The organism is Pantoea sp. RIT-PI-b, from assembly GCF_001187905.1.
In the GTDB taxonomy this organism is placed as follows: Bacteria; Pseudomonadota; Gammaproteobacteria; order Enterobacterales; family Enterobacteriaceae; genus Pantoea; species Pantoea nemavictus.
Map to the genome: position 1 here is coordinate 386671 of NZ_LGIS01000033.1, position 24971 is coordinate 411641.

18 protein-coding genes are annotated in these 24971 nt (G+C 55.3%); 3 read left to right on the plus strand and 15 right to left on the minus strand.

Annotated elements, in window-relative coordinates; all coding sequences use genetic code 11:
* Window positions 1–60 precede the first annotated feature (60 nt).
* The 9 genes from glgX to AC790_RS22680 form a co-directional block, all read right to left on the minus strand.
* Window positions 61–2136 carry a glycogen debranching protein GlgX gene (gene glgX / locus AC790_RS22640; RefSeq protein ID WP_049853297.1) on the minus strand — a complete coding sequence of 692 codons (2076 nt, stop codon included), beginning with the start codon at window positions 2134–2136 and terminating at the stop codon, window positions 61–63.
* Between the two features lie 34 nt (window positions 2137–2170).
* A complete protein-coding gene (treY, locus tag AC790_RS22645; RefSeq protein WP_049853298.1) occupies window positions 2171–4657 on the minus strand; it encodes a malto-oligosyltrehalose synthase in 2487 nt (828 codons plus the stop codon).
* A complete protein-coding gene (gene treZ, locus AC790_RS22650) occupies window positions 4654–6438 on the minus strand; it encodes a malto-oligosyltrehalose trehalohydrolase (protein WP_049853299.1) in 1785 nt (594 codons plus the stop codon). The genes treY and treZ overlap by 4 nt, the downstream gene beginning before the upstream one ends.
* 258 nt (window positions 6439–6696) lie before the next feature.
* Window positions 6697–8136, minus strand: coding sequence for a glycine betaine/L-proline transporter ProP (gene proP / locus AC790_RS22655; protein ID WP_049853300.1), 1440 nt, complete (start codon window positions 8134–8136; stop codon window positions 6697–6699).
* A 333-nt stretch (window positions 8137–8469) separates the two neighbouring features.
* Window positions 8470–9360 carry an oxidoreductase gene (locus tag AC790_RS22660; RefSeq protein WP_049853301.1) on the minus strand — a complete coding sequence of 297 codons (891 nt, stop codon included), beginning with the start codon at window positions 9358–9360 and terminating at the stop codon, window positions 8470–8472.
* A 215-nt stretch (window positions 9361–9575) separates the two neighbouring features.
* Window positions 9576–10355, minus strand: a complete 780-nt coding sequence (locus AC790_RS22665; protein WP_049853302.1) for an SDR family oxidoreductase — start codon at window positions 10353–10355, stop codon at window positions 9576–9578.
* Between the two features lie 10 nt (window positions 10356–10365).
* On the minus strand, window positions 10366–11445 hold the full coding sequence (locus tag AC790_RS22670) for a Xaa-Pro peptidase family protein (RefSeq protein WP_049853303.1): 1080 nt from the start codon (window positions 11443–11445) through the stop codon (window positions 10366–10368).
* Window positions 11438–13081, minus strand: coding sequence for a GMC family oxidoreductase (locus tag AC790_RS22675; protein ID WP_049853304.1), 1644 nt, complete (start codon window positions 13079–13081; stop codon window positions 11438–11440). Before AC790_RS22675 ends, AC790_RS22670 begins: the two co-directional genes overlap by 8 nt.
* A 10-nt stretch (window positions 13082–13091) precedes the next feature.
* Complete coding sequence (locus AC790_RS22680; RefSeq protein WP_007891716.1) at window positions 13092–14411, minus strand: MFS transporter; 1320 nt, start codon at window positions 14409–14411, stop codon at window positions 13092–13094.
* A gap of 152 nt (window positions 14412–14563) precedes the next feature.
* Between AC790_RS22680 and AC790_RS22685 the strand changes: the two genes are divergently transcribed.
* A complete protein-coding gene (locus AC790_RS22685) occupies window positions 14564–15736 on the plus strand; it encodes an ROK family protein (RefSeq protein WP_049853305.1) in 1173 nt (390 codons plus the stop codon).
* A 35-nt stretch (window positions 15737–15771) separates the two neighbouring features.
* On the opposite strand, the gene AC790_RS22690 is transcribed toward AC790_RS22685, so the two are convergent.
* A complete protein-coding gene (locus tag AC790_RS22690) occupies window positions 15772–16518 on the minus strand; it encodes an SDR family oxidoreductase (RefSeq protein ID WP_007891719.1) in 747 nt (248 codons plus the stop codon).
* 146 nt (window positions 16519–16664) lie between these two features.
* Here AC790_RS22690 and AC790_RS22695 point away from each other — a divergent pair, with 146 nt between their 5' ends.
* Window positions 16665–17570 carry a LysR family transcriptional regulator gene (locus AC790_RS22695; protein WP_049853306.1) on the plus strand — a complete coding sequence of 302 codons (906 nt, stop codon included), beginning with the start codon at window positions 16665–16667 and terminating at the stop codon, window positions 17568–17570.
* A gap of 455 nt (window positions 17571–18025) precedes the next feature.
* Here AC790_RS22695 and AC790_RS22700 read toward each other — a convergent pair whose 3' ends face one another.
* The 4 genes from AC790_RS22700 to AC790_RS22715 all read right to left on the minus strand — a co-directional run bounded on the left by AC790_RS22700 (window position 18026) and on the right by AC790_RS22715 (window position 22730).
* Window positions 18026–18922 carry an SDR family oxidoreductase gene (locus AC790_RS22700; RefSeq protein ID WP_007891876.1) on the minus strand — a complete coding sequence of 299 codons (897 nt, stop codon included), beginning with the start codon at window positions 18920–18922 and terminating at the stop codon, window positions 18026–18028.
* A gap of 249 nt (window positions 18923–19171) precedes the next feature.
* A complete protein-coding gene (locus AC790_RS22705; RefSeq protein WP_007891871.1) occupies window positions 19172–19324 on the minus strand; it encodes a general stress protein in 153 nt (50 codons plus the stop codon).
* A 117-nt stretch (window positions 19325–19441) separates the two neighbouring features.
* Window positions 19442–20551 (minus strand): ABC transporter substrate-binding protein, encoded by a 1110-nt coding sequence (locus tag AC790_RS22710; RefSeq protein WP_049853307.1) that lies wholly within the window; start codon window positions 20549–20551, stop codon window positions 19442–19444.
* A 49-nt stretch (window positions 20552–20600) separates the two neighbouring features.
* A complete protein-coding gene (locus tag AC790_RS22715) occupies window positions 20601–22730 on the minus strand; it encodes a TonB-dependent siderophore receptor (RefSeq protein ID WP_049853308.1) in 2130 nt (709 codons plus the stop codon).
* A gap of 299 nt (window positions 22731–23029) precedes the next feature.
* Between AC790_RS22715 and AC790_RS22720 the strand changes: the two genes are divergently transcribed.
* A complete protein-coding gene (locus AC790_RS22720; protein WP_049853309.1) occupies window positions 23030–23917 on the plus strand; it encodes a MurR/RpiR family transcriptional regulator in 888 nt (295 codons plus the stop codon).
* A 2-nt stretch (window positions 23918–23919) separates the two neighbouring features.
* Here the strand turns inward: AC790_RS22720 and AC790_RS22725 are convergent, their stop codons facing one another.
* The gene (locus AC790_RS22725; RefSeq protein ID WP_049853469.1) at window positions 23920–24837 is read right to left on the minus strand and encodes a DMT family transporter; all 918 of its coding nucleotides are present in this window, start codon (window positions 24835–24837) and stop codon (window positions 23920–23922) included.
* Window positions 24838–24971 lie beyond the last annotated feature (134 nt).

A 24971-nucleotide genomic window follows, 5' to 3' on the forward strand; every position in this document is an offset into this window, starting at 1 on the left:
TACGGATACGTGTGCTCATTCTGTAGCGGCGCAATTTATTGCGCATTCAGCAAGGGATGATCAAGGCCTACGGAATAGCGCCATACTTCGGCCTTCCAGCTCGAAATCCTTCTCTTTGGTAATCACCAACCCCTTTTCCACGCCGTCGGAGGTAGAGAGTTCCAGCACCCAACCGCCTTCACCGAACTGCGGGATGCGGAACGGTACGTTGCCTTCGTACGGATTAAACAGCATCAGCACGTCATGCCAGATGCCATCTTCCGGCTGCAGGTCAGGGCGGCCAAGATACACGCCGAGCGTGGTGCCATCATCCCATTGGTCGGCCTGCTGGAATCCGCCACCGGCGTTGAACCATTTGATATCCATGCCATCGCGCCAGCTTTCGCGGCGCAGCAGCGGCTGCGCGGCTCTCAACGCCAGTACCTGGCGGGTAAAATCGCGCAGTGCATCGGCTGAGGGCGGCAAATTCTCCCAATGCAGCCAGGAGATTTCACTGTCCTGACAATAGCCATTGTTGTTGCCGAGTTGGCTGCGGCCAAATTCATCACCCGCCAATAGCATTGGCGTACCGTGCGAGAACAGCAGGGTGGCGAGGAAGTTGCGCTTCTGCCGCTCGCGCACCGCGTTGATACCTTCATCGTCGGTTGGGCCTTCAGCGCCGTAGTTATACGAACGGTTCTCGTTGTGGCCATCATTATTATCTTCACCATTGGCTTCGTTGTGCTTCTCGTTGTACGAAACCAAATCGTTCAGGGTGAAGCCATCATGGGCGGTGAGGAAGTTGATGCTGGCCCAGGGCCGACGGCCGCGCTGATCGTAGAGATCGCCGGAACCGAGCAGGCGTGCCGCAAAATCATTGGTGACCATGTCACCTTTCCAGTATTCACGTACCGTATCACGATACTTGTCGTTCCATTCCGCCCAACCCGGCGGGAAGCCGCCCACCTGATAGCCGCCCGGGCCGATATCCCACGGCTCGCCAATCAGCTTCAGTTTGGAGAGCACCGGATCCTGCATGATGGCATCGAAGAAGCCGCCACGCTGATCAAAGCCTTCCGGTTCACGTCCTAGCACGGTACCGAGATCGAAACGGAAACCGTCCACGTGCATGGATTCAGCCCAGTAGCGCAGCGAATCGAGGATCATCTGCAGTACGCGAGGATGTGAGGTATTTACCGTGTTGCCGGTGCCGGTGTCATTGATGTAGTAGCGATGCTGATCTGGCAGCGTGCGGTAATAGGAGTAGTTGTCGATGCCTTTAAACGACAAGGTTGGGCCCAGCTCATTGCCTTCGGCCGTGTGGTTGTACACCACATCCAAAATCACCTCGATCCCGGCATCGTGGAAAGCGCGCACCATATCGCGGAAACCCTGAATGCCGCGCGGACCAAAGTAGCGCGTTGCCGGCGCGAAGAAGGCCAGCGTGTTATAGCCCCAGAAGTTTTTCAGGCCGCGATCCAGTAGATGCTGATCGTCTGGAAAACCGTGCACCGGCAGCAGCTCAACGGTGGTGACGCCGAGGCTTTTGATGTAGTCGATCGAAGCCTGATTGCTCAAACCATCATAAGTGCCGCGCATTTCAGCAGGCACCGCCGGATTGAGCTGGCTGAAGCCTTTCACGTGCGCCTCATAAATCACCGTTTTCGACCACGGAATATTCGGGCGATTGGCATCCTGCCAGTCAAACTCGTTAGGATCGATGACGCGACATTTCGGCGTGAATGGCGCGCTGTCGCGAGTATCGAAGCTTAAATCTTTATCTTCGTGCAGCAAATCGTAGGCAAAGTGCGATTCATCCCAATGCAGTTCGCCCGCCAGCTCGCGTGCGTAGGGATCAAGCAACAGTTTGTTGGGATTAAAGCGGTGACCGTTTTCCGGCTCATACGGGCCGTGCACGCGATAACCATACAGCGCGCCAGGCTGTAAGCCGGGAATATAGCCGTGCCATACTTCGTGGGTGTATTCTGGCAAATCGAAACGCGCGATCTCATTTTCACCGCTCTCGTCATATAAACACAGCTCAACCCGCTCGGCACAGGCCGAGAACAGGGCAAAATTCACGCCCTCGCCATCAAAGTTAGCGCCAAGCACTTGTCCCGAACCTGCTGTAATTTCTGTAGGCTTACCGTTTTCCATGTTATTTCCTCAAACAGCGTTAACAGACAATGTGTTAGTTGCTAAGCAGCACTAATGGCGCACTCGAGGCCGCCTCATCCAGCGCGATATAATCGCCAATCGTCACGGTTGCGCCGGTCCAGAGATTGCGGTAGTGGCGATGGGCAAGTGATTCGGTCAATACCACTTCAGTTTGCGTCCATTGGGCGTTGTCGAAACTCAGGCGCGGCAGGATCACCAGCAGCGCGTGGTCGCTGTCCTGGCGCGCAAAGGCAATCACTTTATCCTGATGTTCGCCACTGACGTTTAACGGCTGATAATCACCCATGCGGAACAGCTGTGGATAATCACGACGCAGCTGCAGTAAGCGCGCAATCACCTGCTGTTTAAGCTTGCCGCTTAGCCAGTGTTGCGCATCGTTAAAGTCGGGAGACGCCGATTCATCCAGCTGCTGTTCCAGCTGCTCAAAGTCGGGTGTGCGGCGGTTATCGGGATCGACCAGGCTGAAATCCAGCGCTTCGCTGCCCTGATAGATATCCGGCACGCCCGGCGCGGTCAGTTTAATCACCGTTTGCGTCAGGCTGTTGATCAGCCCAGCCTGAATAAACGGCTGCAGCGCGTGGCTGAAATCACTGAGGAAGAGTTGATTGGCAGGCGACAGCAGGTGGCGCGCGTAATCCAGCACCGCTTTTTCATAGGCTTCGTTGTTCTCAGCCCAGTCAGTGCGCAGCTTGGCTTCGCGTAACGCTTTTTCGACAAACGGGATAAAGCGCGACGCCAGCTCGCTGGCGTCCTGCGGTTGCAGAGTCGTTGGCCACACGCCAGCTAACGCCTGATACAGCATCCACTCCACCGCAGGTTCCGGTGCGGCACCGTCCTCCAGTTCAACCACCTGCGCTTGATTAATCTGGCGCCAGCGCGTGACATTTTCGGCCCATAGCGAAGGGGCTTCGCTTAGCGTATATAGACGCGCGCGCGCATCTTCACCGCGTTTAGTATCGTGGGTTGACGTGGATGAGATGCCGTCAGGCTGCTGTTGCAGCCGCGTCTGCATTTCGCTGTGGAAGTGCGCCAGCGAAAAGGCGTGCGGCAACGGTTCAGCGCCCACTTCATTGATGGCTAACGCCACGTGATTGCGGAAGAACAGGGTATCTTCCACCGACTTCGCCATCAGCGGTCCGGTTAACTGCTGGAAACGTACGCGGAATTCATGGGCATGGTGTTCGCTCTCTTCAGAGACCGCGCCCAGTAAAATCGCCTGCAGCAAACTCAGCACCGTCGGCGAGGCGCTGTTTTTCACCAGCTCCAGCACCTGTTGCAGCAGTTCCTCGCCCTCCAGCGGCATGCCATCCAGCTGACCGTAAGTGCGATATACCGGGAAGGCGATGAGGATCTCCCGCAGCGCAACGTGCAGTTCCGCTTCGCCAAGGTTGCGGTGTTCCGAGCCAGCAATCTGCGTCGCCAGCTGCAGTAGGCGGGAAAATTCACCGGCGAAATTGCGATCGACCATCAGTTCACGCGCCACGCGTAATCCGGCTTCAACGTTGTTGCGTTCGCCGGTGGTGGACTCATACGCCAGATGCAGCGTATCAATCTGCGCATCGTCGATCAGCGCATGTGAGAGCGCAGCAATAAACTCGTAACCGGTGGTACCGGAAATTGGCCATTCGGCGGGAATGTGCTCACCTTCGGCGAGGATTTTTTCCACCGTGATATAGCAATCCTCACCGGTGGCGCGGCGTAGCTGCTGCAGATAGCCTTGCGGATCGGCCAGGCCATCAACGTGATCGACACGCAAACCGCTGACTGCGCCGGAATGCACCAGCTCCAGAATCAAGCGGTGAGAATCGGCAAATACCGCCGGATCCTCCACGCGCACGCCCACCAAACCGGTAATCTCAAAGAAGCGGCGATAGGAGAGCTCGCTGCGTGCGTCGCGCCAGCTGATAAGGCGCCACGGCTGTTGATCATGCAGTTCAGCAATTGCGTTGGCATCGGTAATGGCAAGCACTTCATCAGCGCGATCCTGCCAGCTCGCCGGCGTGAGCGGATAGAAGCTGTCGAAATAGGCCAGCGCCGGATGGCCCGTTTGCGGATCTGCCTGAATGCTCAGCTCACCGTTTTCCAGCACGTTGTCAAAGCTGTCGCCAAGAAACGGCAGCGTCAGGCGGCGCGTCCAGTCGATATCAAAGTGATTGGCATAGCGGCTGCTTTCGCCATACTCAATCACATCACGCCACCAGCGATTCTCCAGCGAGGCCGCCATATGGTTCGGCACGATGTCGAGGATCAAACCGATGTCCGCCTGCTGCAGCGCCGCAACCAAACGATCAAAACCGGCACGGCCGCCAATGGCCGGTTCGATCTCATTGGCATCGATCACGTCGTAGCCGTGCGTCGATGCGGCGGTGGCGCTGAAAATCGGCGAGGCATACAGATGGCTGATGCCGAGGCGTTTGAGGTAAGGCACCAGCGCAGCAGCGCGATCAAAGGTCATGCCGTTACGGAACTGAATACGGTACGTCGCGGTTGGAATACTCATGTTGTTGCTCCCTGTGCCAAACGCACCACGATGGCGTGTTGTGGCAATGCTTCAGCCTCTTGCGGCCAGGCGAAAATCGTCCTGCCCGGCATATCCGGCAACGGTTGGTTTTGTGTACCGATATTCAACGCCAGCGACAGCTCGCCCTGCGGGAAACGCCAGCTAACGGCAACAAAGCCTTCAGCCGTGGCGAGCACCTTGCCGCTGTTGCCGCCGGCATCTGCCAGCAGCGGCACAATATATTGCTGGCGCAGCGCCAGCAGCTCGCGCGTCAATGCCAGCCAGCTTTGGCCTGCGGGCGTTTGCAGTTTGTTCCAGTCGAGTTTCGAACGCGTGAAGGTTTGCGGGTCATTGGGATCGGGCACCTCTTCGTCATGACCGGCGTGGCCGGTAAACTCTTTGGCCCGGCCTTCACGTACCGCTTTGGCTAAATCACCGTGGAAATCGGTGAAGAACAGGAACGGATTAGTTTCGCCGTGCTCTTCGCCCATAAACAGCAGCGGAATATGCGGTGACAGCAGCAGCGTCGCCAGCAGCACCTTAGTGCGATCGCTGCCGGCGAGGGTGATTAATCGATCACCCTGCGCACGGTTGCCGACCTGATCGTGGTTCTGAATGAAATCGACGAACGCCACCGGCGGCTGACCGGCGCTGGGCACGCCACGGCGTTGACCACTTTGCGGCGACAGTTCGCCCTGGTAGGCAAAACCTTCGGTCAGCACGCGCGCCACCAACTTCTCTGGCACGTCGGCGAAATCCTGGTAATAGGCGTGGGTTTCACCGGTGGCGAACACATGCACCGCGTTGTGGAAATCATCGTTCCATTCGCCGCTAAACAGCGGGGCGTTGCCCTGTTTGTCGCGCGGATGCAGGAAGATGACGTTACGACAATCTTCGGTGGTGAGATGAATAGGGCGGTCGGGAATTTCACGGCGAATACGCTCGGCGATCTCAATCAGAGCATGCTTGCTGGAGCTATCTTCAATTTGATCGATGGCATCAAAGCGCAGGCCATCGAGGTTATATTCCTGCAGCCAGTAAAGTGGCGCTTCAACGATATAGCGGCGTACGGCATCGACATCATAAGCAATGCCCGCGCCCCACGGCGTCATGCGCTCGTGATGGAAGAATTCAGGTGCCAGCAGCGGCAGATAGTTGCCTTCCGGACCAAAATGGTTGAGTACGATATCCAGCACCACCGATAAACCGTGCGCATGCGCGGCATCGATAAAGGCTTTGAAATCATCCGGCGAACCGTAAGCGGAGTGAGGTGCGTAGAGCAACACACCGTCGTAGCCCCAACCGCGATTGCCACCAAACTGCGAAACCGGTAGCACTTCCAGCTGAGTGATCCCTAACTCCGCCAGCCACGGCAACTTCTCAATCGCTGCCCGAAAGGTGCCTTCAGGTGTGAAGGTGCCGATATGCAACTCATACACCACGCTCTCCTGCCACGGCCGACCTTGCCAGGCGGTGTGCTGCCAGCGATAGCTGTGCGCATCGATCACCAGGGAAGGGCCATTGACGTCGCCCTGCTGCGCGCGTGCGGCGGGATCCGGCACCACCGTGCCGTCAGCCAGCACAAAGTTATACTCTGCACCGGCTACCACGCCGCTGAGCTGCAGCTCAAACCAGCCGTCGCCCACCTGCGCCATGGCCGTATCCTTGTCGGCAAGTCTCAACGTAATCTGCTGCTGCCCAGGTGCCCAAACACGAAAACGGACGCTGCTATCCGCAAGAATCTCAGCGCCCCAGGATTTTTCAAATGATCTGAATTCCATTCAATTGCCTCGTTTAGCCCACGCAGGGGCAATGGACGACATCAAGCGATTCGCTACTGGCTGAAAACGATATAAAAATCGGGATAAAAGTTGGGTCGGACATCAAATCATAGTCGATATTTTGGCCTTTTCTGGCGCTTACCAACGGATTTCAGGCGGGTTTCGGAAATTATCGAATAAGAGGGGGATTTAACGCTTCGCTTAGTAACAGATGAGGTTGCCAGCAGCAGCAACCTCATTGATTTCGCAGGCTGTAAGTTAAGCCGGTTTATGCTTCGTTTTGCGTTTACGCAGCTTATCAATCAAGCGATGCGCTTCCGCTTCCGTCGCCACCGCCGGTGATGAACCTTTCAGCGGTTTACGCGCCGTTTCACTCAGCGTTAATACGGTCAGCAAACCAATAATTCCGGCACCCATCATGTAGTACGCCGGCATCATATTGTTGTGCGTAGTGTCCACCAGCCAGGCAGTGATCAATGGCGTGGTGCCACCAAACAGCGAAACCGACAGGTTAAAACCAATCGCCAACGCACTGTAACGAATGTCCGTGACAAACAGCGCCGGTAACGTCGCGGGCATGGTGCCGCTGAAGCAGGTATGTAATACCCCCAGCACCGCCAGTCCGGCAAATACCAGCAGCATATTGCCGGTGCCGATCAGCATAAAGCTCGGGATTGCCAGCAAAATTAATCCCAGCGCACCTAAACCAATTACCGGACGGCGACCAATGCGGTCAGTCAAATGTCCCCACATTAACGTCAGCGGCATCATGATAAACATAATCACCATCACCAACATCAGGCCGGACAGTTCACTCATGCCGAGCACGCCGGTGAGATAGCTTGGCATATAGGCGGTGAGCATGTAGTTGGAGACGTTAAACAGCAGCACCAGACCAATACATTTCAGCAGCGGTTTACGCTGATCGCGCAACATCTGCCACACGCTCAAGCGCGGCTTGTTGTGCTCCATCTCTTCACGCTTGTCCATGTGATCTTTAAACGCCGGCGTTTCTTCCAGCTTCAAGCGGATATACAAGCCAAACAGACCCAAAGGTGCGGCGAGGAAGAACGGCACACGCCAGCCCCAATCCATCATGGTTTGATGCGGTAAGAAGGCGATCATGGCGGTAACCAAGCTGGCACCCAGCAGATAACCGCCGAGCGTACCGAACTCTAGGAAACTGCCCATAAAACCGCGACGCTTATCGGTGGAATATTCCGCGATAAAGGTGGCGGCACCGCCATATTCGCCGCCGGTGGAGAAGCCCTGCAGCAAGCGCGCGGCGAACAGCAGAATCGGTGCGGCGATGCCAATGCTGGCATAGCTCGGGATCAGTCCGATGCAGAAGGTACCAATCGACATCATGATCATGGTTATCGCCAGCACCTTCTGACGACCAATGCGGTCGCCGAGCGGGCCGAAGACCAGGCCACCGATGGGGCGTACTAAGAATGCCGCCGCAAAAGTCCCGAACGAGGCAATCAGCTGGGCAGCCGCGCTGGCATCAGCGAAAAACACCTGGCCGATAATCACGGCGAGATAGCTGTATACACCGAAATCGAACCACTCCATGGCATTACCCAACGCGGCAGCACCGACGGCGCGTTTGAGTAATTTGTTGTCGATGACGGTGATATCGTCCACGGTCAATCCGCTGGATGTGGCCGACTGATGGGTATTCGCTTCTGTGCTCATAAACCTCCATGAGAAAAAGTGGCGCGATCTTATAGCTTTCGCAGCCATGTTTTCACGAAAGGAAAAGAAAGCTATATGAGTCTAAAGAAGCGCAAACCCTAGTAAAGATTTTAACAATGCGCAAGTTTGTGACATTTATCACTGTAAAGCGTGGAAATAAACAAACGTTGCGCTGGAGATGTGGGGAATGGGAAAGGAATCAATTGCGGAGATTAATGCACGTATGAAGGGGGCTGCCACTTAACCGGATGGAAAATCACGCCGCTAATAGCCCCATTACCGAGCAATCAGGCCAGGTAAGCGGCGTACTGTTTGCGGCGTGGCGCGTTTAATTCAACCCGGGCCTTCGCTGCCGGCCGCCAGCAGCGGGACGATCACATCGCTGATCGGTGTCGCAATGCCACGAGCACGGCCATAACGCTGAACCACGCCGTTGCGGATATCCCACTCCAGCGGGCGATCGGCCTGGCGATCGGCCAGAATAGAGGTGCCTAAATCGGCCGGTGCCCGATGGAAGCGCTCCACGATCTCCTGTGGCACGTCATCGCTTAGCGCAGCGCCTTCTGCACGCGCCACTGCCAAACATTCGCGCAGATAGGCGAGCGCCAGCGCGCTGATATCCTCACGCTGAAACATACCAGCGCGACGGTTCGACAGCACCATCAAGCCAGCAACCGCGTTTTGCAGCAGCTTGCGCCAGGCAATAGTAAGGAAATCATCAGAAAGCTCAACCGCACAGCGCGTGTCACGCAGGGCGGCAACCACCCGCTGCGCCTGCGGCGTATCAGGCAGCGTTAGGCGCGGCTTCTCCCGCAACCACACTGAGGCATCCGGTTCGCGCTGGGCTGGGAACCACACCACCGAGGGCAGCACGCTGGCGCCGTTAACATACGGCGCAAGTTGGGTTTTCTGCTCCACGCCATTCTGCAACGCACACACCACGCTGTGTTCGCCACACATTGCTGACAACCACGCGGCGCTATCGGCCACCTGCGTGGTTTTCACCGCCAAGAACACCAGATCAAATGGCTGCGCAATTTCAGCCGGATTGGTGAGCACCGGACCAGGAACGATAATCTTACCGCTGTCGTGACGCAGCTCCAGTTGGGGGTGCGCAGTTCGACCACAAAGGGTGGGTGTGCGCCCAACTTCATGCAGGGCCGCCGCAATGGTGGTGCCAATCGCGCCCGGTCCAATAAGGGCGATGGAGGGATTCTCAGACATCTTTTAAGCTCCTGATTATCAAGTGCCGCCACAAAGCGGACGCGTTTTCGGTTCAGCACCGAAGCATAGCGGGTTACAGCAGAGTAATGTTCTTTTTCCGCAACAACTGGCACATTTCGTCATCGGGTGGCGCATCAACAATCAACGTGCTGGCGAGTGTTAAATCGCCAATCGCCAATCGCGAAGGCTGAGGCGGCAACCCAATCGATCACTGATTACTCGTGATACACCTGGCTACGCCCGCCATCGACCAGAATATCAGTGGCGTTGATAAAACGCGCTTCATCGGATGCCAGAAACAGCGCGGTATACGCCACTTCTTGCGGTTCACCAATACGTTTGCAAGGTAGCAATGCCGCCTGCCGCTCACGCTCTGCTTGTGGATCATTACAGCTTGCTAGCCAGGCTTCAGCCGCCGGTGTCAGGATCAAACCCGGTGAAATGCTGTTAACCCGAATCCCCTGGCTGGCATACTCCACGCCTAGCGAGCGCGTCATGCCAATCAAACCGTGTTTAGCAACCGGATAGGGAAACGCGCCGGGAATGATTTTATGACCGTGTACCGACGCAACGTTGACGATGTTGCCATACTGCCGCGCCAGCATACCCGGCAGCACGCTGCGAATCAGGTTGTAGGGTCCTTTAAGATTGACCTCCATACAGCGCTGCCAGTCGTCATCTTCCAATGCCAGCGGATCGCGAAACACATTCACGCCCGCACAGTTGATCAGAATATCAATAGGGCCAAGGGTTTGTTGCGCCGCCGTCACCGCACCTTGCACCTGATCGGTCTGCGTGACGTCAGCGCACCAGGCCAGACAGCGCTGACCGCTTTGTTGCTGCAATTCCGCAGCCAGCGTTTCACTGATTTCACTATTGAGATCAAATAGCGCCACGCGGGCACCTTGTTGCGCAAACAGTGTAGCGATCGCGCTGCCAATGCCGCTGCCAGCACCAGTAACAATCGCGGTTTTATTGTGTAATCGAGGTGACATAAACGCTTCCTTATGCCGACGATGGCAACACCAGCCAGTCAGGGAAGTGCAGCGTACGCTCACTACGCTGCACCGTAATCATGGGCCATTCGCCACTGCGCGTTAACGCTTCGCAACCTTCAACGGTGAGCAAAAAAGTATCTTCACTTTTTACGCCCTTTAGCGTGGGATTCCACGCCACAGCACTATCGTTGCTTACGTTGCCCGGCATTTCTGGCGTCACGATCATGTCGCGGCAACCATAACCGGCGGGGCCGCCCTGATGATGGTCGCGCCATGCATCAACATGTCCATGCTGCTGATAGGCAGCTTCAATCGCTTTAAATAGCGCTGACCAGCTGTGGCCCGGCTGCATCGCACAGAGAATATCGGCGTGGATCTGGCACAACGCGTTGAACCGCTGGCGTAATACGGGTTCAGGTTCGCCGATATGCACCAACCGCGTCAGACTCACGTGCAGCCCATGGCGCTCGGCACCGAGCGTAATCAACATTTGCTGTTGCAGCTTTTTCTGCGTCGGCACCGGATGTTTAAACGCGGCAATGCGCTCATCGGCCGCGATTAAGATGCACATTGGACGAATTCCGCGTGCCAGACAGGCTGCAGCAATTCTGGCTTCAACCTGCCATTCCGTCACGCCCGACTGTAATTGGCGCGCCACGCCCTCGACAATTTGCGCGGCTTCGCGCCCCAGCACTCTGTATCGCTGTTGCTCGTTGGCGTTCAGCCCCTGACGCAGCACGATCATCGATTGCAGAATATCAGTCATGCCGCTTTGCGGCGTATCGCTGCCAAAATGACCCAACGGCAACATGCCATTTAGCGACTGAAACCACGGATAGCTCAGCGCTTGGTAGGCAAACGGCAGTGCTTCTTCAGCGACGATGCGCGGCATTTCATTTTCGGGGGCGAGCAGCAAAACCTTATCCTGCGTAATGAACAGGCTGGCTACGCCGGTTTCGGCGCGCTCCACTACGTAAAAACTGGCACCTTCTGTTAGCCATGCAATGTTATCGCGCCGGGTAAGTAGCACGCCGTCGAGCTGCCAGTCGGCGAGCGCACGCTGCAGGCGAATTAATTTTTCACTCATAAGCGGGCTCCTTGTTCTCGCTGAGGTGTGTCTGCAACAACAATTCAGCAGCACGATGGGCCACCGCCATCACAATGGCATTGGTATTGCCGCTAATAATGTTGGGCATCATTGAAGCATCGACCACGCGCAGGCGGTTAACGCCACGCACGCGCAGATCATCGTGTAACACCGCCAGCGGATCGTTATCGTGGCCCATGCGGCAAGTGCCAACCGGGTGATAGCCGGTTTTCACCATGCGTTTGCAGTGTTCGGCGATGGCTTCATCAGCATTGATCTCTGCGCCGGGGAAGATCTCTTGCTGCACCATCGCGCCGATGGGCGTAGCGGCAATCACCTTACGCGCAAAACGGAAGCCGGCGATGGTGCGTGCTAAATCGTCGGGATGACCAAAGATGCGTGTATCGATTATCGGCAAGCTGCTGGCGCGGCTATCGCGCAGGGTTACCTCGCCGGTAGCTTTGGGCCGAAGCAACAACGAATTGACGGTAACGCCGTGACCAGGATCGGCACCCATGATGTCGCGGTCGAGGTACACGGTAGGCACACAGAACATCTGAATGGTTGGCGTTGCACTAAAATCGAGAGGATCAAAGAAGGCGCAGGTTTCCACGCCAGTGGTGGTGACTGGGCCGGCTTTAAACAACATATATTGCAGGCCGGCTTTAACCATCGGCCAGCCACGATCCTGACCATAATAGCCAAACGCACCGTTGGTGCTGGCTACGACCGGCACTTCATAGTGATCCTGCAAATTTTTGCCGACGCCCGGCAAATGCTGACGCAGCGTAATGCCATGCTGTTTAAGCTGCGCCTGCGGACCAATGCCGGAGAGCATTAGCAGCTTGGGTGTTTGATAGGCACCGGCAGCAAGAATCACCTCTTTGCGTGCGCTGGCAAGTTGTGGATGGCCATCTTGTGCGTAGCGCACGCCGATGGCGGTTTGGCCCTCAAAGATAATCTCTTCTACCTGCGCACCGCTGGCGATGGTCAAGCGCGCGTCCTCGCGCAGCGGCGTGATAAAGGCATCGACCACGCTACAGCGCTGGCGCGTCTCTCCGTTAATGGTGTGCTGCATAAATCCCACGCCAAACGGATTGCCGGTATTGAAATCTGGCGTGTAAGGAATGCCTAAACCTTGCATCGTCTTCACGTAGGCGCGGCTGAGTGGACTGAAGTGGCCGAGATGCGACACTTTCATTGGCCCGCCGACGCCGTGATAGGGTGCACCGAGATGATCATTATCTTCGATGGCGGTAAAGTGCGGCAGCAGCGCATTCCACGACCAGTCAATGCCCTGATTGCCCAGCGCGCTGTTCCAGTCGGCGTAATCCTGACGATGGCCGCGCATATATACCATCGCATTTACCGTCGAACCACCGCCCAGCACTTTCGCCTGCGGCACAATCACGCCGCGTCCGTTAAGCTGCGGCTGCGGCTCGGTCTGGTGCATGGTGAGGAATTTGTCGCTGGCGAGAAACTTCATGTAACCCGCCGGCATTTTTAGCACTGGATGATACTCATCGCGCCCGGCTTCCAGCAGTAGTACGCGCGCGTTGCCTTTCGTGACTAACCTGGCGGCGACGATACAACCGGCGCTGCCGCCGCCCACCACAATGTAATCAAACTCTTTCATGGCTCTCTCTTTACTCTGAAGCGACAGAATCTAAACGGCGCAGGCGCTGCGCCTCGGGATTATGCTGCTCGCCGGGATCAAGCGGGCTGAGCAGGAAGCACCAGGAAACGATGGCGCTGACCAGGTATAAGGCGGCGTAACCCCACACCACGCCCGAGGTGCCAAATAGCGCGTTGAAGGTGCCATAAAGCGCGGGGCCAAAAAAGGTGGAGAGTCCGGCGGCAAAGCAGTAAATCGCCATTGCGTTGCCTTTATCTTTGGGTTGGCACAGGGATGAGAACAGCGCGGCAGCGGGAACATAGCCGCATAAGGTGATGCCATATAAACAGGCGCAGATGACGCTGAGTACAAAGCTACCGTGGCTCCACTGTGGTACGAAGTACATCAGCAGCATTGAAACGCCGGAGCCAAGTCCACCAAATACCGTCAGCACTTTGCGCCAGCCGATGCGATCGCTGAGCTTGCCGACAATCGGGTTAAAACTCATGCCGACTAATCCCATGATGGTGATTAGGCTGAGATATTCGGTTTGCGTAAATCCGATCTGATCGGTGAAAAAGCCGGGAAGAAAGATAAAGAAGCCGAAGTACGGCGTGGTATTGATGATGCGAACCACGGCAGCGGCGGCAATCCGTGGTTCACGCCACAAAATATCGATACCGCCCATCAACGTGCGAGCGACGCTCTGCTGACGCTGTTGCTCATCAAGTAACGATTGATAGCCGCTGCGCTCTTTCAGTGCGACCACCATGACCAGCAACCCTAACGCGACCAGCCCAAGCGACAGCCAGAACGTGGCGTATTCTCCGATTAACTTTATTGAGAAGATCGCCACCAGCGAGCCCAGCGTTGGCAAGCCGCCGGTAAAGGCCAGCCAGAACCAGCCGGTTGCTGAACCGCGCATATCGCTGGGCGCTGCGGCCTGAATCCATACCAGGAATGCATAGGCAAACATCGGATAGGCGACGCCACGTAAACCATAGGTTAACGCGAGCAGGGCCACGCTGTGGGAAGGTAAGGCGATGGCGAGGAACAACACTTCAAACACAATCCAAATCACACCGCCTGCCAGCATCACTTTACGCGGGCCAATCAATGTGGAGAGTGAACCGGCCAGCCACGAACCGAGCGTAACGGTGACGCCGTAGAAGGCGATGACCGCCGCCGCGATATTGAGGGTAAAGCCATTTTCATGCAGGTAAGGTGCGAGATAGTTCGATTCCACGCCATCGCCAATCATAAACAGCAATACAGCGATGTAGCCCCAGGCCAGCGCGGGTGGGATGCCAAGGCGGACCAGCCACGAGTGTTTTGCAGGTGATGTTGTCATTTTTAAATTTCTCTTGAGAGGTGATCAGGTTTTTTTGTTATTGGCATGAGGACGAACTCTAGAGCAATGGTTGTGGGCAGGATGGCGAAACCATCACAAAAGACAGTAAACTCTGTTTAGTAAACGGGTTGATGCACGGCGGTGGAGAGAGGATGAAGCAGGTTGGACTGAACAATTTCCAGGTGCGAAAGCATAATAAGGCGCTGTTTATTGAGCTGATGTGGCGTCATAAACAGCTAAGCAAATCGCAGCTGGCTCACCTGAGTGGTTTGACGATTCCCGCCGCCAGCAAAATTGTGCAAGCACTGCTGGAGGAAGGAAAACTGCAGCATTCTGATGCATTGATGAGCGCGCGCGGTAACAGCAACGGCAGTTTTCAGCTGCCATCCAACGGAGCCTGGACGCTGTGTTTATGTGTCAAACCAACCAGCATTGAATTGCAGCTGGCCGATGCGCAGCTAGTGGCGCAGGGCGAATTTCAGCAAAACACCATCAAAGCCGACACGCCCGAGGCGTTGCTGAGTGAGATTGAAGCGGCCTGGCGGAAAATCTGCAAACAGTGGCCTAAGCGGCGCATTAATTTAGCGTTAGCGGTGCACGGACAGGTCGATCCAGTGACTGGTGTGTCACAGCATATGCCGCAGGCCGCGTGGAGAACGCCGCTGCAGATGAAATTTTTGCTGGAGGAGAAGCTTGGTGTGGAAGTGCGCGTGGATAATGACTGCGTGATGTTGGCTTTGGCCGAGAAATGGTTGAATCAAAATGCTCTCAGCGAATTCTGCGTGATCAATGTGGATTACGGTATCGGCTCATCATTCGTGATAAACGGTGAGATTTTTCGCGGCAATCTTTACGGCAGCGGCCAAATCGGTCACACCATCATTGAGCCTAACGGCCAGCGCTGCAGCTGCGGGCGCCAGGGTTGTCTGGAAACGGTGGCCTCACTCAGCACCTTGAAAAAGGTGGCTCATCAGCGCCAACCAGATGCGCCGCAGCCCAGCAGCAAGCAGTTACTACGGGCGTGGCAAGCGGGCGAGCCCTGGATTGTGGCGTGGTCACAGCGCGCCGCCGAAGCGATTGGCATGAGCTTATATAACTTTCTTAACACGCTAAATATTAATCAGATTTGGTTGTATGGTCGTAGCTGTACCTTTGGTGAAAGTTGGTTGCAAACCATTGTTCGGCAGATCGATTTCAATCCGTTCGATCCGCGTGATGCGTTGAAAAGCAAAGGTACTAATGTGCATTTTGGTCAGTTGAATCGGGCGCGGCAGGTGTTGGGAATTGGTTATTTGTATGTGGAGGCGGATCTTAGTGCGGCTTGAGAGAGCGGTCGCCATTAATGGCGACCCGATGCGCATCACACCTGCGCCATACCGCCATCGACAAACAATTCAGCGGCATTGATAAAGCTGGCGGCATCGGATGCCAGAAAAGCCACCACTTTGCCAATCTCAGCGGGTTCGCCAAGTCGGCCTAATGGCACCTGCGCCGCTAACGCATCGAACAATCCCTGCCGCTGATCTTCACTCACCAACCCGCCCAAACCTGGCGTATGCACGGGACCTGGACTGACGACATTGACGCGAATACCGCGATCCTTCACATCCAGTGCCCATGAACGCGCAAAGTTGCGCACTGCCGCTTTGCTGGCGCTGTAGACGCTAAAGCCGGCGGTGCCCTGAACCGAAGTGGTGGAAGAGGTAAGAATGACCGAGGCTTTGTCACTCAATAGCGGCAGCGCTTTTTGCACAGTAAACAGCACGCCGCGCACGTTGGTGCCGAAAATACGGTCAAAATGTTCCTCGGTGATGGCGCCCAGCGGCAACATATCGCCGCCACCGGCGTTGGCAAACAGAATATCCAATCGGCCTGCCTGCTGAGCGATTTCGGCGTAAACGTGGTCGAGATCGCTCAGCACGGAGGCGTCAGCGCGAATGCCACTCGCGCTGCTGCCGATGCTGGCCACTGCCGCGTCAAGTTCGGCCTGACGACGACCGGTGATAAACACGCGCGCGCCTTGTGCCGCCAACTCCTGCGCCGATGCCAGGCCAATGCCGGTCGTGCCGCCAGTTACCAGCGCTATTTTACCGTTCAATGCGTTCATGTTGACGTTCTCCCATTTAAGTTGAGTTGTGATGACTGCGATGCAGTGCATGACAGCCAATGTAACGCTCAGCTGTTTGTTGATAAATGGTGTAAAATAGAAAAGACTATTCCTGTGTGTGGATAATCATTTGGGTGGAGAACGGGATGGACCAGTTAATGGCGATACGGGCATTTGCCCGCGTAGTAGAAGCCGGCAATTATACTCGCGCCGCAGATTCGCTCGACCTACCCAACGCGACGCTAAGTAAACTGGTGCAGGAGCTGGAAGCCCATCTCGGCATTCGCTTGCTGCAACGCACCACGCGCCGTGTGACGGTGACGCCGGAAGGGCGCGACTATTACGAAAAAGCGCTGCGTATCGTGCGCGATTTGGAAGATATCGATCACTCGTTTAACGCGGAAAGCGCCCGGCCCAGTGGCTACCTGCGCATCGACATTGGCGGCTCAACCGCGCGTGACGTCCTGATTCCCGCGCTGCCTGATTTCATCGCGCGTTATCCGGAAATCCGTCTCGATCTGGGCGTTGCGGATCGCGCCGTGGATTTGATCAGTGGCAATGTCGATTGCGTGATTCGTGGTGGCCCACTGAGCGATTCCTCGCTGGTGGCGCGTCATTTAGGCGATGCCGAGATGATTACCTGCGCTGCACCAGGCTATCTCAAAACCTATGGCGTACCCGCTTATCCGCAGGAGCTAAAAAACGGGCATCGACTGGTGAGCTATTTGTCACCACAAAGCGGCAGGGCGTTTCCGTTTCGATTTGTGCAGAACGCAGAAAAGATCGAGATCAAAACCGAGCATCGCATCGGCGTCAATGAGAGTAACGCGCATCTGGCCACGGCGGTGGCGGGATTGGGGATTATTCAGACGTTCCGTTATGCGGCGGCAGCCGATCTGCAGGAGGGCAGATTGGTGGAAATCCTTGCTGCGTGGCGTCCGGCAAACTATCCGTTCCATGTGGTTTATCCGCAAAATCGCCATTTAACCCAGCGCCTTAAAGTGTTGATTGAGTGGCTTAAGGAAGTCTTTCCCGCGCGTCTGAACGGATAAAAAATCCCGGCATCTGGTATTGATGCTCGTCAGGTTACCTGGTCGCCATGAATGGCGACCCTACAGGCGTTACTGCGATGATGATTCAGGAATAGGCATTGGTGCTGCAGCGCGGGTGCTGAGGCGACATCCCATCCCGCTGAGCGAGTGAGGGATTCCAGGGCGAGCCGCAGGGATGCGGCGAGAGACGGCGCTGAGCAGGAGCGAATCGCCGCCGGTCCGTCAGGAATCGTGAGGGAGTGAAGGCACCGCGAAGCGGCGGGATGGGCTGGCGCAGGGCCGGGGAGTGAAGAGGGCGTGGCCTGGACGCCCTCTTCTCGGTCGCCGCACGGCATAGCTGAAACTACCTCAGCACATGGCGAACGAAAATTGCTCAGCGCTTAACTGATTGGTATTAAGCCATTTGGCAGGGATTTCGCAGGGCGCGCATTGCTGCGCACCGGGGACAGAATCGATTACAACGTACCGGTACCACCGTCAGAACACCAAACCTGACCAGAGGTAAAGCTGTTATTCACCTGAGCAAAGGTGACGTACAACGGGGCAATTTCTGCCGGTTGGCCCGGACGCTCTAGCGGAGCCGAGGCACCAAACTGTTCCACTTTCTCTTGCGGCTGTCCGCCACTGACCTGCAACGCCGTCCAGTAAGGGCCGGGCGCGACCGCATTCACGCGGATTTTATCTTTACCCAACTGTTTCGCCAGCGCTTTGGTGAACGCGACAATCGAGGCTTTAGTCTGGGCATAATCCAGCAGGATGGCGCTAGGCTGATAAGCCTGAACCGACGAAGTATTGATGATTGAGGAGCCAGCGGGCAGGTACTCCAGCGCCGCTTTAGTGATCCAGAACATCGCATAAACGTTGGTTTTGAAGGTCGCATCGAAGTCTTCAGTAGAAAGCGTACGAATCGACTCGTTAAACTGCTGACGTCCGGCATTGTTCACCAGAATATCCAGCCCGCCGAGTTGTTCAGCCGCCTGATGTACCAGCTTATTACAAAACTCTTCAGAACGAATATCGCCCGGAATCGCCACCGCTTTACGGCCTTCTGCTTCAATCAGTTGCACCACTTCTGCCGCATCAGATTCCTCTTCCGGCAGATAGTTGATCGCTACATCAGCACCTTCACGTGCATAAGCAATGGCAACGGCGCGGCCAATACCTGAGTCGCCGCCGGTGATCAGCGCTTTGCGTCCGGTGAGTTTGCCGCTGCCACGATAGCTGGTTTCACCATGATCGGGACGGGGATCCATTTTACTCGCTAAACCTGGCATCGGTTGCGTCTGCTTTTTAAAAGGCGGAACCGGATACTCTTCAGTAATTAAGGTTTTATTGGTGGTTTGCGTCGTCATATATATCTCCTTGTCGCATGAAGTGAATAATTAAAGCCTGGCATAAATGTGATATTTGTCACGTCAGAAAGTGAGCAATCAGATTTATTAACCCTAAATGGTCAATCGAAAAGCTAAAAATCAGCATCAGTTACGCAAGGTAATTAACAGTCATTTTTTCAGAGGGATAATGCGTGATGGGATATTTCTGAGGGCATCCATGCCCAGGCGGGCTTTCAGGGTGTTGCTTACTCTTTAACGCGGCGATATCTACTTCTTACCGCCTTTCTTACCTGCTTCTGAAGCTTTCTCGGGGTTGTCTTTAAAACTACCGCCGCCTTTTTCTCCGCCTTTCTTACCGGCATCAGACGCTTTCTTTTTGTCGTCAGCGAAATTACCGGAACCGCCTCTATGCTCAGCCATAAAACATCCTCTCATGAGTTGTTGTTGCATGGCGGAAATAACCTCTTCGACGCCATGCCCGTGCTGCAAATTTAAGATTAGCGAGGTTCCGGTTAATCACAAGCGCAGCGCGAGCGATTATTTATCATCCGTGGCACTGATTAACGTAAAATAGGTACCGCTAAAGGGAATCGGTAAAAAATCGTGAAAAATCTGCTGCAGCGTCTGCTCAGGTTCCACGTCGGCAAACAGCTGGGGATAGAGCGTTTTCGCCATAAACTCTGTCGCGGCAATATGCCACGGGCTGAGATAAAAGTTCATCCAGATGACTGCAGAGTGACCATTGTGCACTGCGTTCAGTTCGCGCAAACCATTCTGCTGCGCGGTGAGCTGCCTGAAACTGCTGAGCACCGTCTCGGGCGCCACCTCAGGACCCAACTTGAGCAATCCCTGAGAAGCGTTATCGCCAAAGCCGGTCGCGATGTAGTAATCCGGTTGCGCGGCGATCACGCTCTCTTCGCTGAGACGACCAAACACGCCATGCTGCGTTTTATTGGCAATGTTGTCGCCGCCTGCTGCATTCAATAATTCACCGAGGCTACCGTTAATCGCCGTCACGCAGCACTCATTTCGCCGGCCAAGATGCAGCTGCAGTAGCACTGAAGGTTTCGGGCCGTGATAGCGGTCGAGGCGTTCACGAATCACCTGCATATGCCGATCGTAAAAGCGATTAAATGCCTGAGCCCGCGCTTGCTGATTCAATACTTCACCAAAAATTTCCACGCTGCGCCGGGTGTTTTTCAGCAGATGTACGCGTAAATCGATCTTCACCACCGGGATATGCGCTGCTTTCAGCATGGTCACCAGCCGCAAATCGGCATCATCGTAGCGCGCCAGGCTCGGTAAAATCACCACGTCCGGTTTCATGGCCAGAATTTGCTCGGGATTGATGGCGTTAGGGCCGCCGGAACCCAGCGAAGGGATTTTCAGCATCTGGGGGAACTGGCGCGCAAAGCTATTCCAGGTTTGGCTATCGTATTTTTTCAGGTCCTGCGGCCACGCCACAATGTGTTGAAACGGATCGCCCGGTTCGAGTAACGCCAGCGTATACAACATGCGGCTTTCACCCAGCACGATGCGCTGCGGATGGTCGGGAATCACCACATGGTTTCCGTCGATATCGATGATAGTTTTCGCCCACGCCGCGCTGCTTAAGAGCAGCAGGAAACAGGCCAGCACCCGCAGCATCGGGCCGAGTAGGGAAGGCGCACGTCGTGCGCCTGGTGAAAAAATCGCATCAGAATTCAACGCTGGCCTCGAGCATCAGATTACGGGTTTCGCCTTCACGCACGCGTAAATTGCCGCCGCTGGAGGTGTAATAGTGTTTGTTAAACAGGTTATTCAGATTCAGTTTGAGCTGCGTTTTCTCGCCAAACAGCTGATTGTTCCAGGCAATAAAGCTATCAGCCACCACGTAATCGGGCATGCTGAAACTGTTTTCCGGATCGCCAGCGCGCGTGCCGACATAGCGTGCGCCGCCGCCCACGCGGAAATCACCCGGAATGCCGGAGATCGCCAGATTATGGCTCAGATAGAGCGCACCGGAATGGCGGGGCGCGTTCTGCAGGCGATTGCCGTTATTGTCGGAGTTAACGCCATCATCAACAATCTCTGCCTTGTCATAGCTATAGTTAGCGCTGAGATCCCAGTCCGGCATCACTTCGCCATTTAACTCAAATTCTGCGCCGCTAGAGCGGGCTTTATTAATGGCGCGCGTGGTGCCGTTAATGCTGAGCGACATGTCACGCTCGTTGATGCGATACAACGCTACGCTAGCAAACAGCTTGGGTGAAATCTGCCATTTGCTGCCCACTTCCCAGGTGGTGCCCTGTTCCGGTTTGCCGACGTTGCCATCGTCATCCACATCGGTGGAAGGGGTGAAGGATTTACTCACGCTGGTGTAGAGCGAAACGTCAGGTGTGATTTTGTAGATTAAACCGGCCTGCGGCAGGAATTTATTGCCTTCGCTGTCCAGGGTTTGCACCTCCGGATCGAAACCTTTCGAAGCACGCTGTTCATAATGCTGATAACGTCCACCGAGCACCGCAATCCAGTTTTCAGTCAGGCTAATACTGTCTTTGGCATAGAGCGAACGGCTGTGGGTGCGGTTAAGGTTATTGGCGTTAGCGCTATTTTCCGTGCTGCTATTCGTCACTGGCGCGAGAATGTCATATTGCGGATCGTAGAAATTAAATCCGCTATTGGCTTTGCCCTGGTACTGATGCGCGCGGTAGGTTTGGATCATTTCGTAATCGGTACCCAGCACGATATCGTGCGTCATGCCGAACACTTGCTGTGAACCGATCAGGTCCCATGAAACGTACTTGGTTTTATGATTGAAGCCGCGATTGGCGTCGGCACGACGTGTCACTGCGCCCGTGGTGGGATTCACCGCGGTAACGCGCACTTCATTGTTGTCGTATTGGCGCTGGTTCCAGCCCAGCGTCACGCGGGTGCTCCACGCCTCGTTAAATTGCCAGTTGTAGTGCGCGTTGAGGGTTTTGTTGTGGCCCCACGCGTGGTTGGCTTTGTCATCCAGGCGATTTTTGTAGCCAATATCCAACGGCTTGCCGTTAATAAATGCGGTGCCGCGATCGTACGGAATATCGTACTGATAATCGGCATAGCTGATCAGGAAGCTGGCTTGCTCGCCAAACCACTGTAACGAAGGCGCGATCAGCTGGTGCTTTTCACTACCAAAATTGCGCCAGTAATCCTGGTTCTGTTTTTCGGCAATCAGTCGAAAGGCAAAGCCGTTGCCGAGCGGACCGGTGACATCCACGGTACCCGCGCCGCCGCCTTCACTTGAGGTTTTGCCGCTGACTTTGGTGTGCCACTCATACTGCGGCTTCTTGCTGATGACATTGATGACGCCGCCGGGATTCTGTATCCCGTACAGCAGTGATGCGGAGCCTTTCAACACTTCAACCCGCTCGGTGGTGGCATCAAAATTCAGTCCCTGGCTGCTGCGCACGCCGTCACGATAGATCGAACCATCTGAATTGCTGCCAAAACCGCGCCGCACAAAGCCATCTTCGGTGCCAGCCAATGTGTTGCCTTCGCTGACGCCGCTGACAAAACGCATCGCTTCGGCAAGGTTTGATACCTGATAATCCTCCAGCTGCTGCTGGGTCACCACGCTGACGGATTGCGCCTCATTCAGACGCGGCGTGGGCGTTTTGCTGCCGACGGAGCTGTTGGTGGCGTTATAACCTTGCGCATTACTCTCCTGCGCCGATACGGTCAGCGTGTGAGTTTCTTCCGCCGCCATGCTATTTGCGGAAGTCCACATGCTTACGCCATAAATAGCCGCCAGAATGGCTGGATGACGCTGGGATTTAACAGCGAACGTCTTATTGTTATTCATTATTGGAACCTGGTGCGATGCAATTGAGAATCATTCAAACATGAAAAAATGTAGTAGTAAATGGAAAAGATTGTGCAGATACTACAGCATGTTTAAGGCAGGTAATCGCGCCTGTGCGATCGGAGTGGTTCGATTTAATTAGTTAAATAACAGCTAATTAACTGATGGCTGCTTATCTATTTTCGTCCGGGTGTAGTGGGCTTATTATGCTGCATGAAGGCGATTAAAACGGCAATTTTACTACAAACTGATGGCGCGCCGATCGGCTATTTTCATTTTTTACAGAGTGCAGCAAACGGATGAACAGAAATAGAATTAAAAGCCGTGTGGATATATTGGGTGAACGTTATCGGCTACGCGCACCGACATTATCTACGCGTCTGCAAACGGTGGCGCGATATATCCACGATAATCGTGAGGCAATATTGGACGCCACCGCGATGGAAATAGCCGATGCAACTCATACCTCCGATGCCACAGTGGTGCGTGCGGTTCAGGCGCTAGGATTTGCCGGTTTGCGTGATTTAAAAACCACGCTTGCCGCCTGGTTTGGTCCGGCGATGAATTCGGAAGAGAAGATGAGCGCCACCGTGGAAGAACTCTCTTGCGATATCAATTCGGGCATCGATTTCGTATTAAGCGGCCATAAGCGCGCCTGCGATGCGTTAGCAGAGCCGCACAATCGACAGGCCGTGGCGCAAGCGGTCACGCATCTAATTGATGCGCGTCAGGTTGCCCTGTTTGGCATCAACGCCTCTGGGATTCTGGCGGATTACAGCGCGCGGCTGTTTACCCGTATTGGTATTCCCGCGGTGACGCTGAATCGCTCCGGTATTGCGCTGGCGGAACAGCTGATCACGCTACAACGCGGCGATGTGCTGATTATGATGGCGCAGAAATCGGCGCATCGTGAAGGCATCACGGCGCTAAAAGAGGCGAAACGGCTGGGCATGCCGGTGATTTTGCTGACCAACGCCATTGATTCGGCTTTCGCTCAGCAGGCGGATGTGATCATTAACGTGCCGCGCGGCGGCGAGAATGGACGTATGCCGCTGCACGGCACGGTGCTGGTGTGCCTGGAAATGCTGATTCTGTCGGTGGCTTCAGCGACCTCGACGCGCACGGTAAAAACCATGAAGCGCATTCAGGATCTCAATCGATCGCTGAAGCCCGGCGGGAAAAAGTAAGCCTATTTATTCGCGCCGCTCTTTAGCGTGGCGCGCTTACCCAATCCATTACTGGTCACCAGCCACACCGCACAAACAATCAGCAGCGAGCCGCCAATAAAGCCCTGATTTATCTGCTCACCCAATACTAACCAGCCCCACAAAATACCGAAGGGCGGGATCATAAAGGTGACGGTTAAGGTGCGTAGCGGACCAATATCAGCCAGCAAACGGAAGTAGAGGATGTAGGCGAGGGCGGTACAGATAAATCCAATCGCCAAAATGCAGGCCCATACTTGCGGGATTAGCCAGCTGGCGGCAGGCGTTTGCGGCGCGCTGAAGGCAAAGAACGGCAGTAAAAATAGCGATGCGCCGAGTTGGCTACCAAACGCTACCTTGGTGGCGTCTAATCCGCCACGCGCGCCGATCCAGCGTTTCGCCAGAAAACCCGCCACGCCGTAACAGGCGGTCGCCACTAAACAGGCCAAAATCCCGAAGATTAACGCACTACTTAAGTGGGCTTCGCCGGTGGTGCTGATGACAATAATGCCGGCAAATCCTGCAATCATGCTCAGCACTTTATTGAGCGTCAGCTTATCGTCGAAGAATGCTGCACCGATAAGCACGCCCATGAGCGGCGTGGTGGCATTGAGAATCGCGGAGTAGCCGGCAGGCAGCACGCGCGCCGCCAGACAATACATCAGGAACGGAATGGCGGAGTTGATCACGCCCAACAGCATCGCCCAGCCCAGTTTGCCGTCAAAGCGACGCGGAATACGCATCACCGCCATGATAATCAACAAACCCAACATGCCGCATAACACACGTAAAAATGCGGTGTTTACCGCACCCAACGCCGGTACGGCAATGCGCATAAACAAAAAACTGGCACCCCAAATCGCTGCCAGCAGCAGCAGTCGCAACAAATCCGATGTTCGCATAGGTTTCACAATTGTTAAGAAAGATTCGCGCACAGAATAGCAAACAACCCACTGCGTAGGGTCATCATTCCTGGCGACCGCCTCCCGCGTTGAAGAAAGATTCCCAGGCAGCGCAATCATCATGTACTATTTAG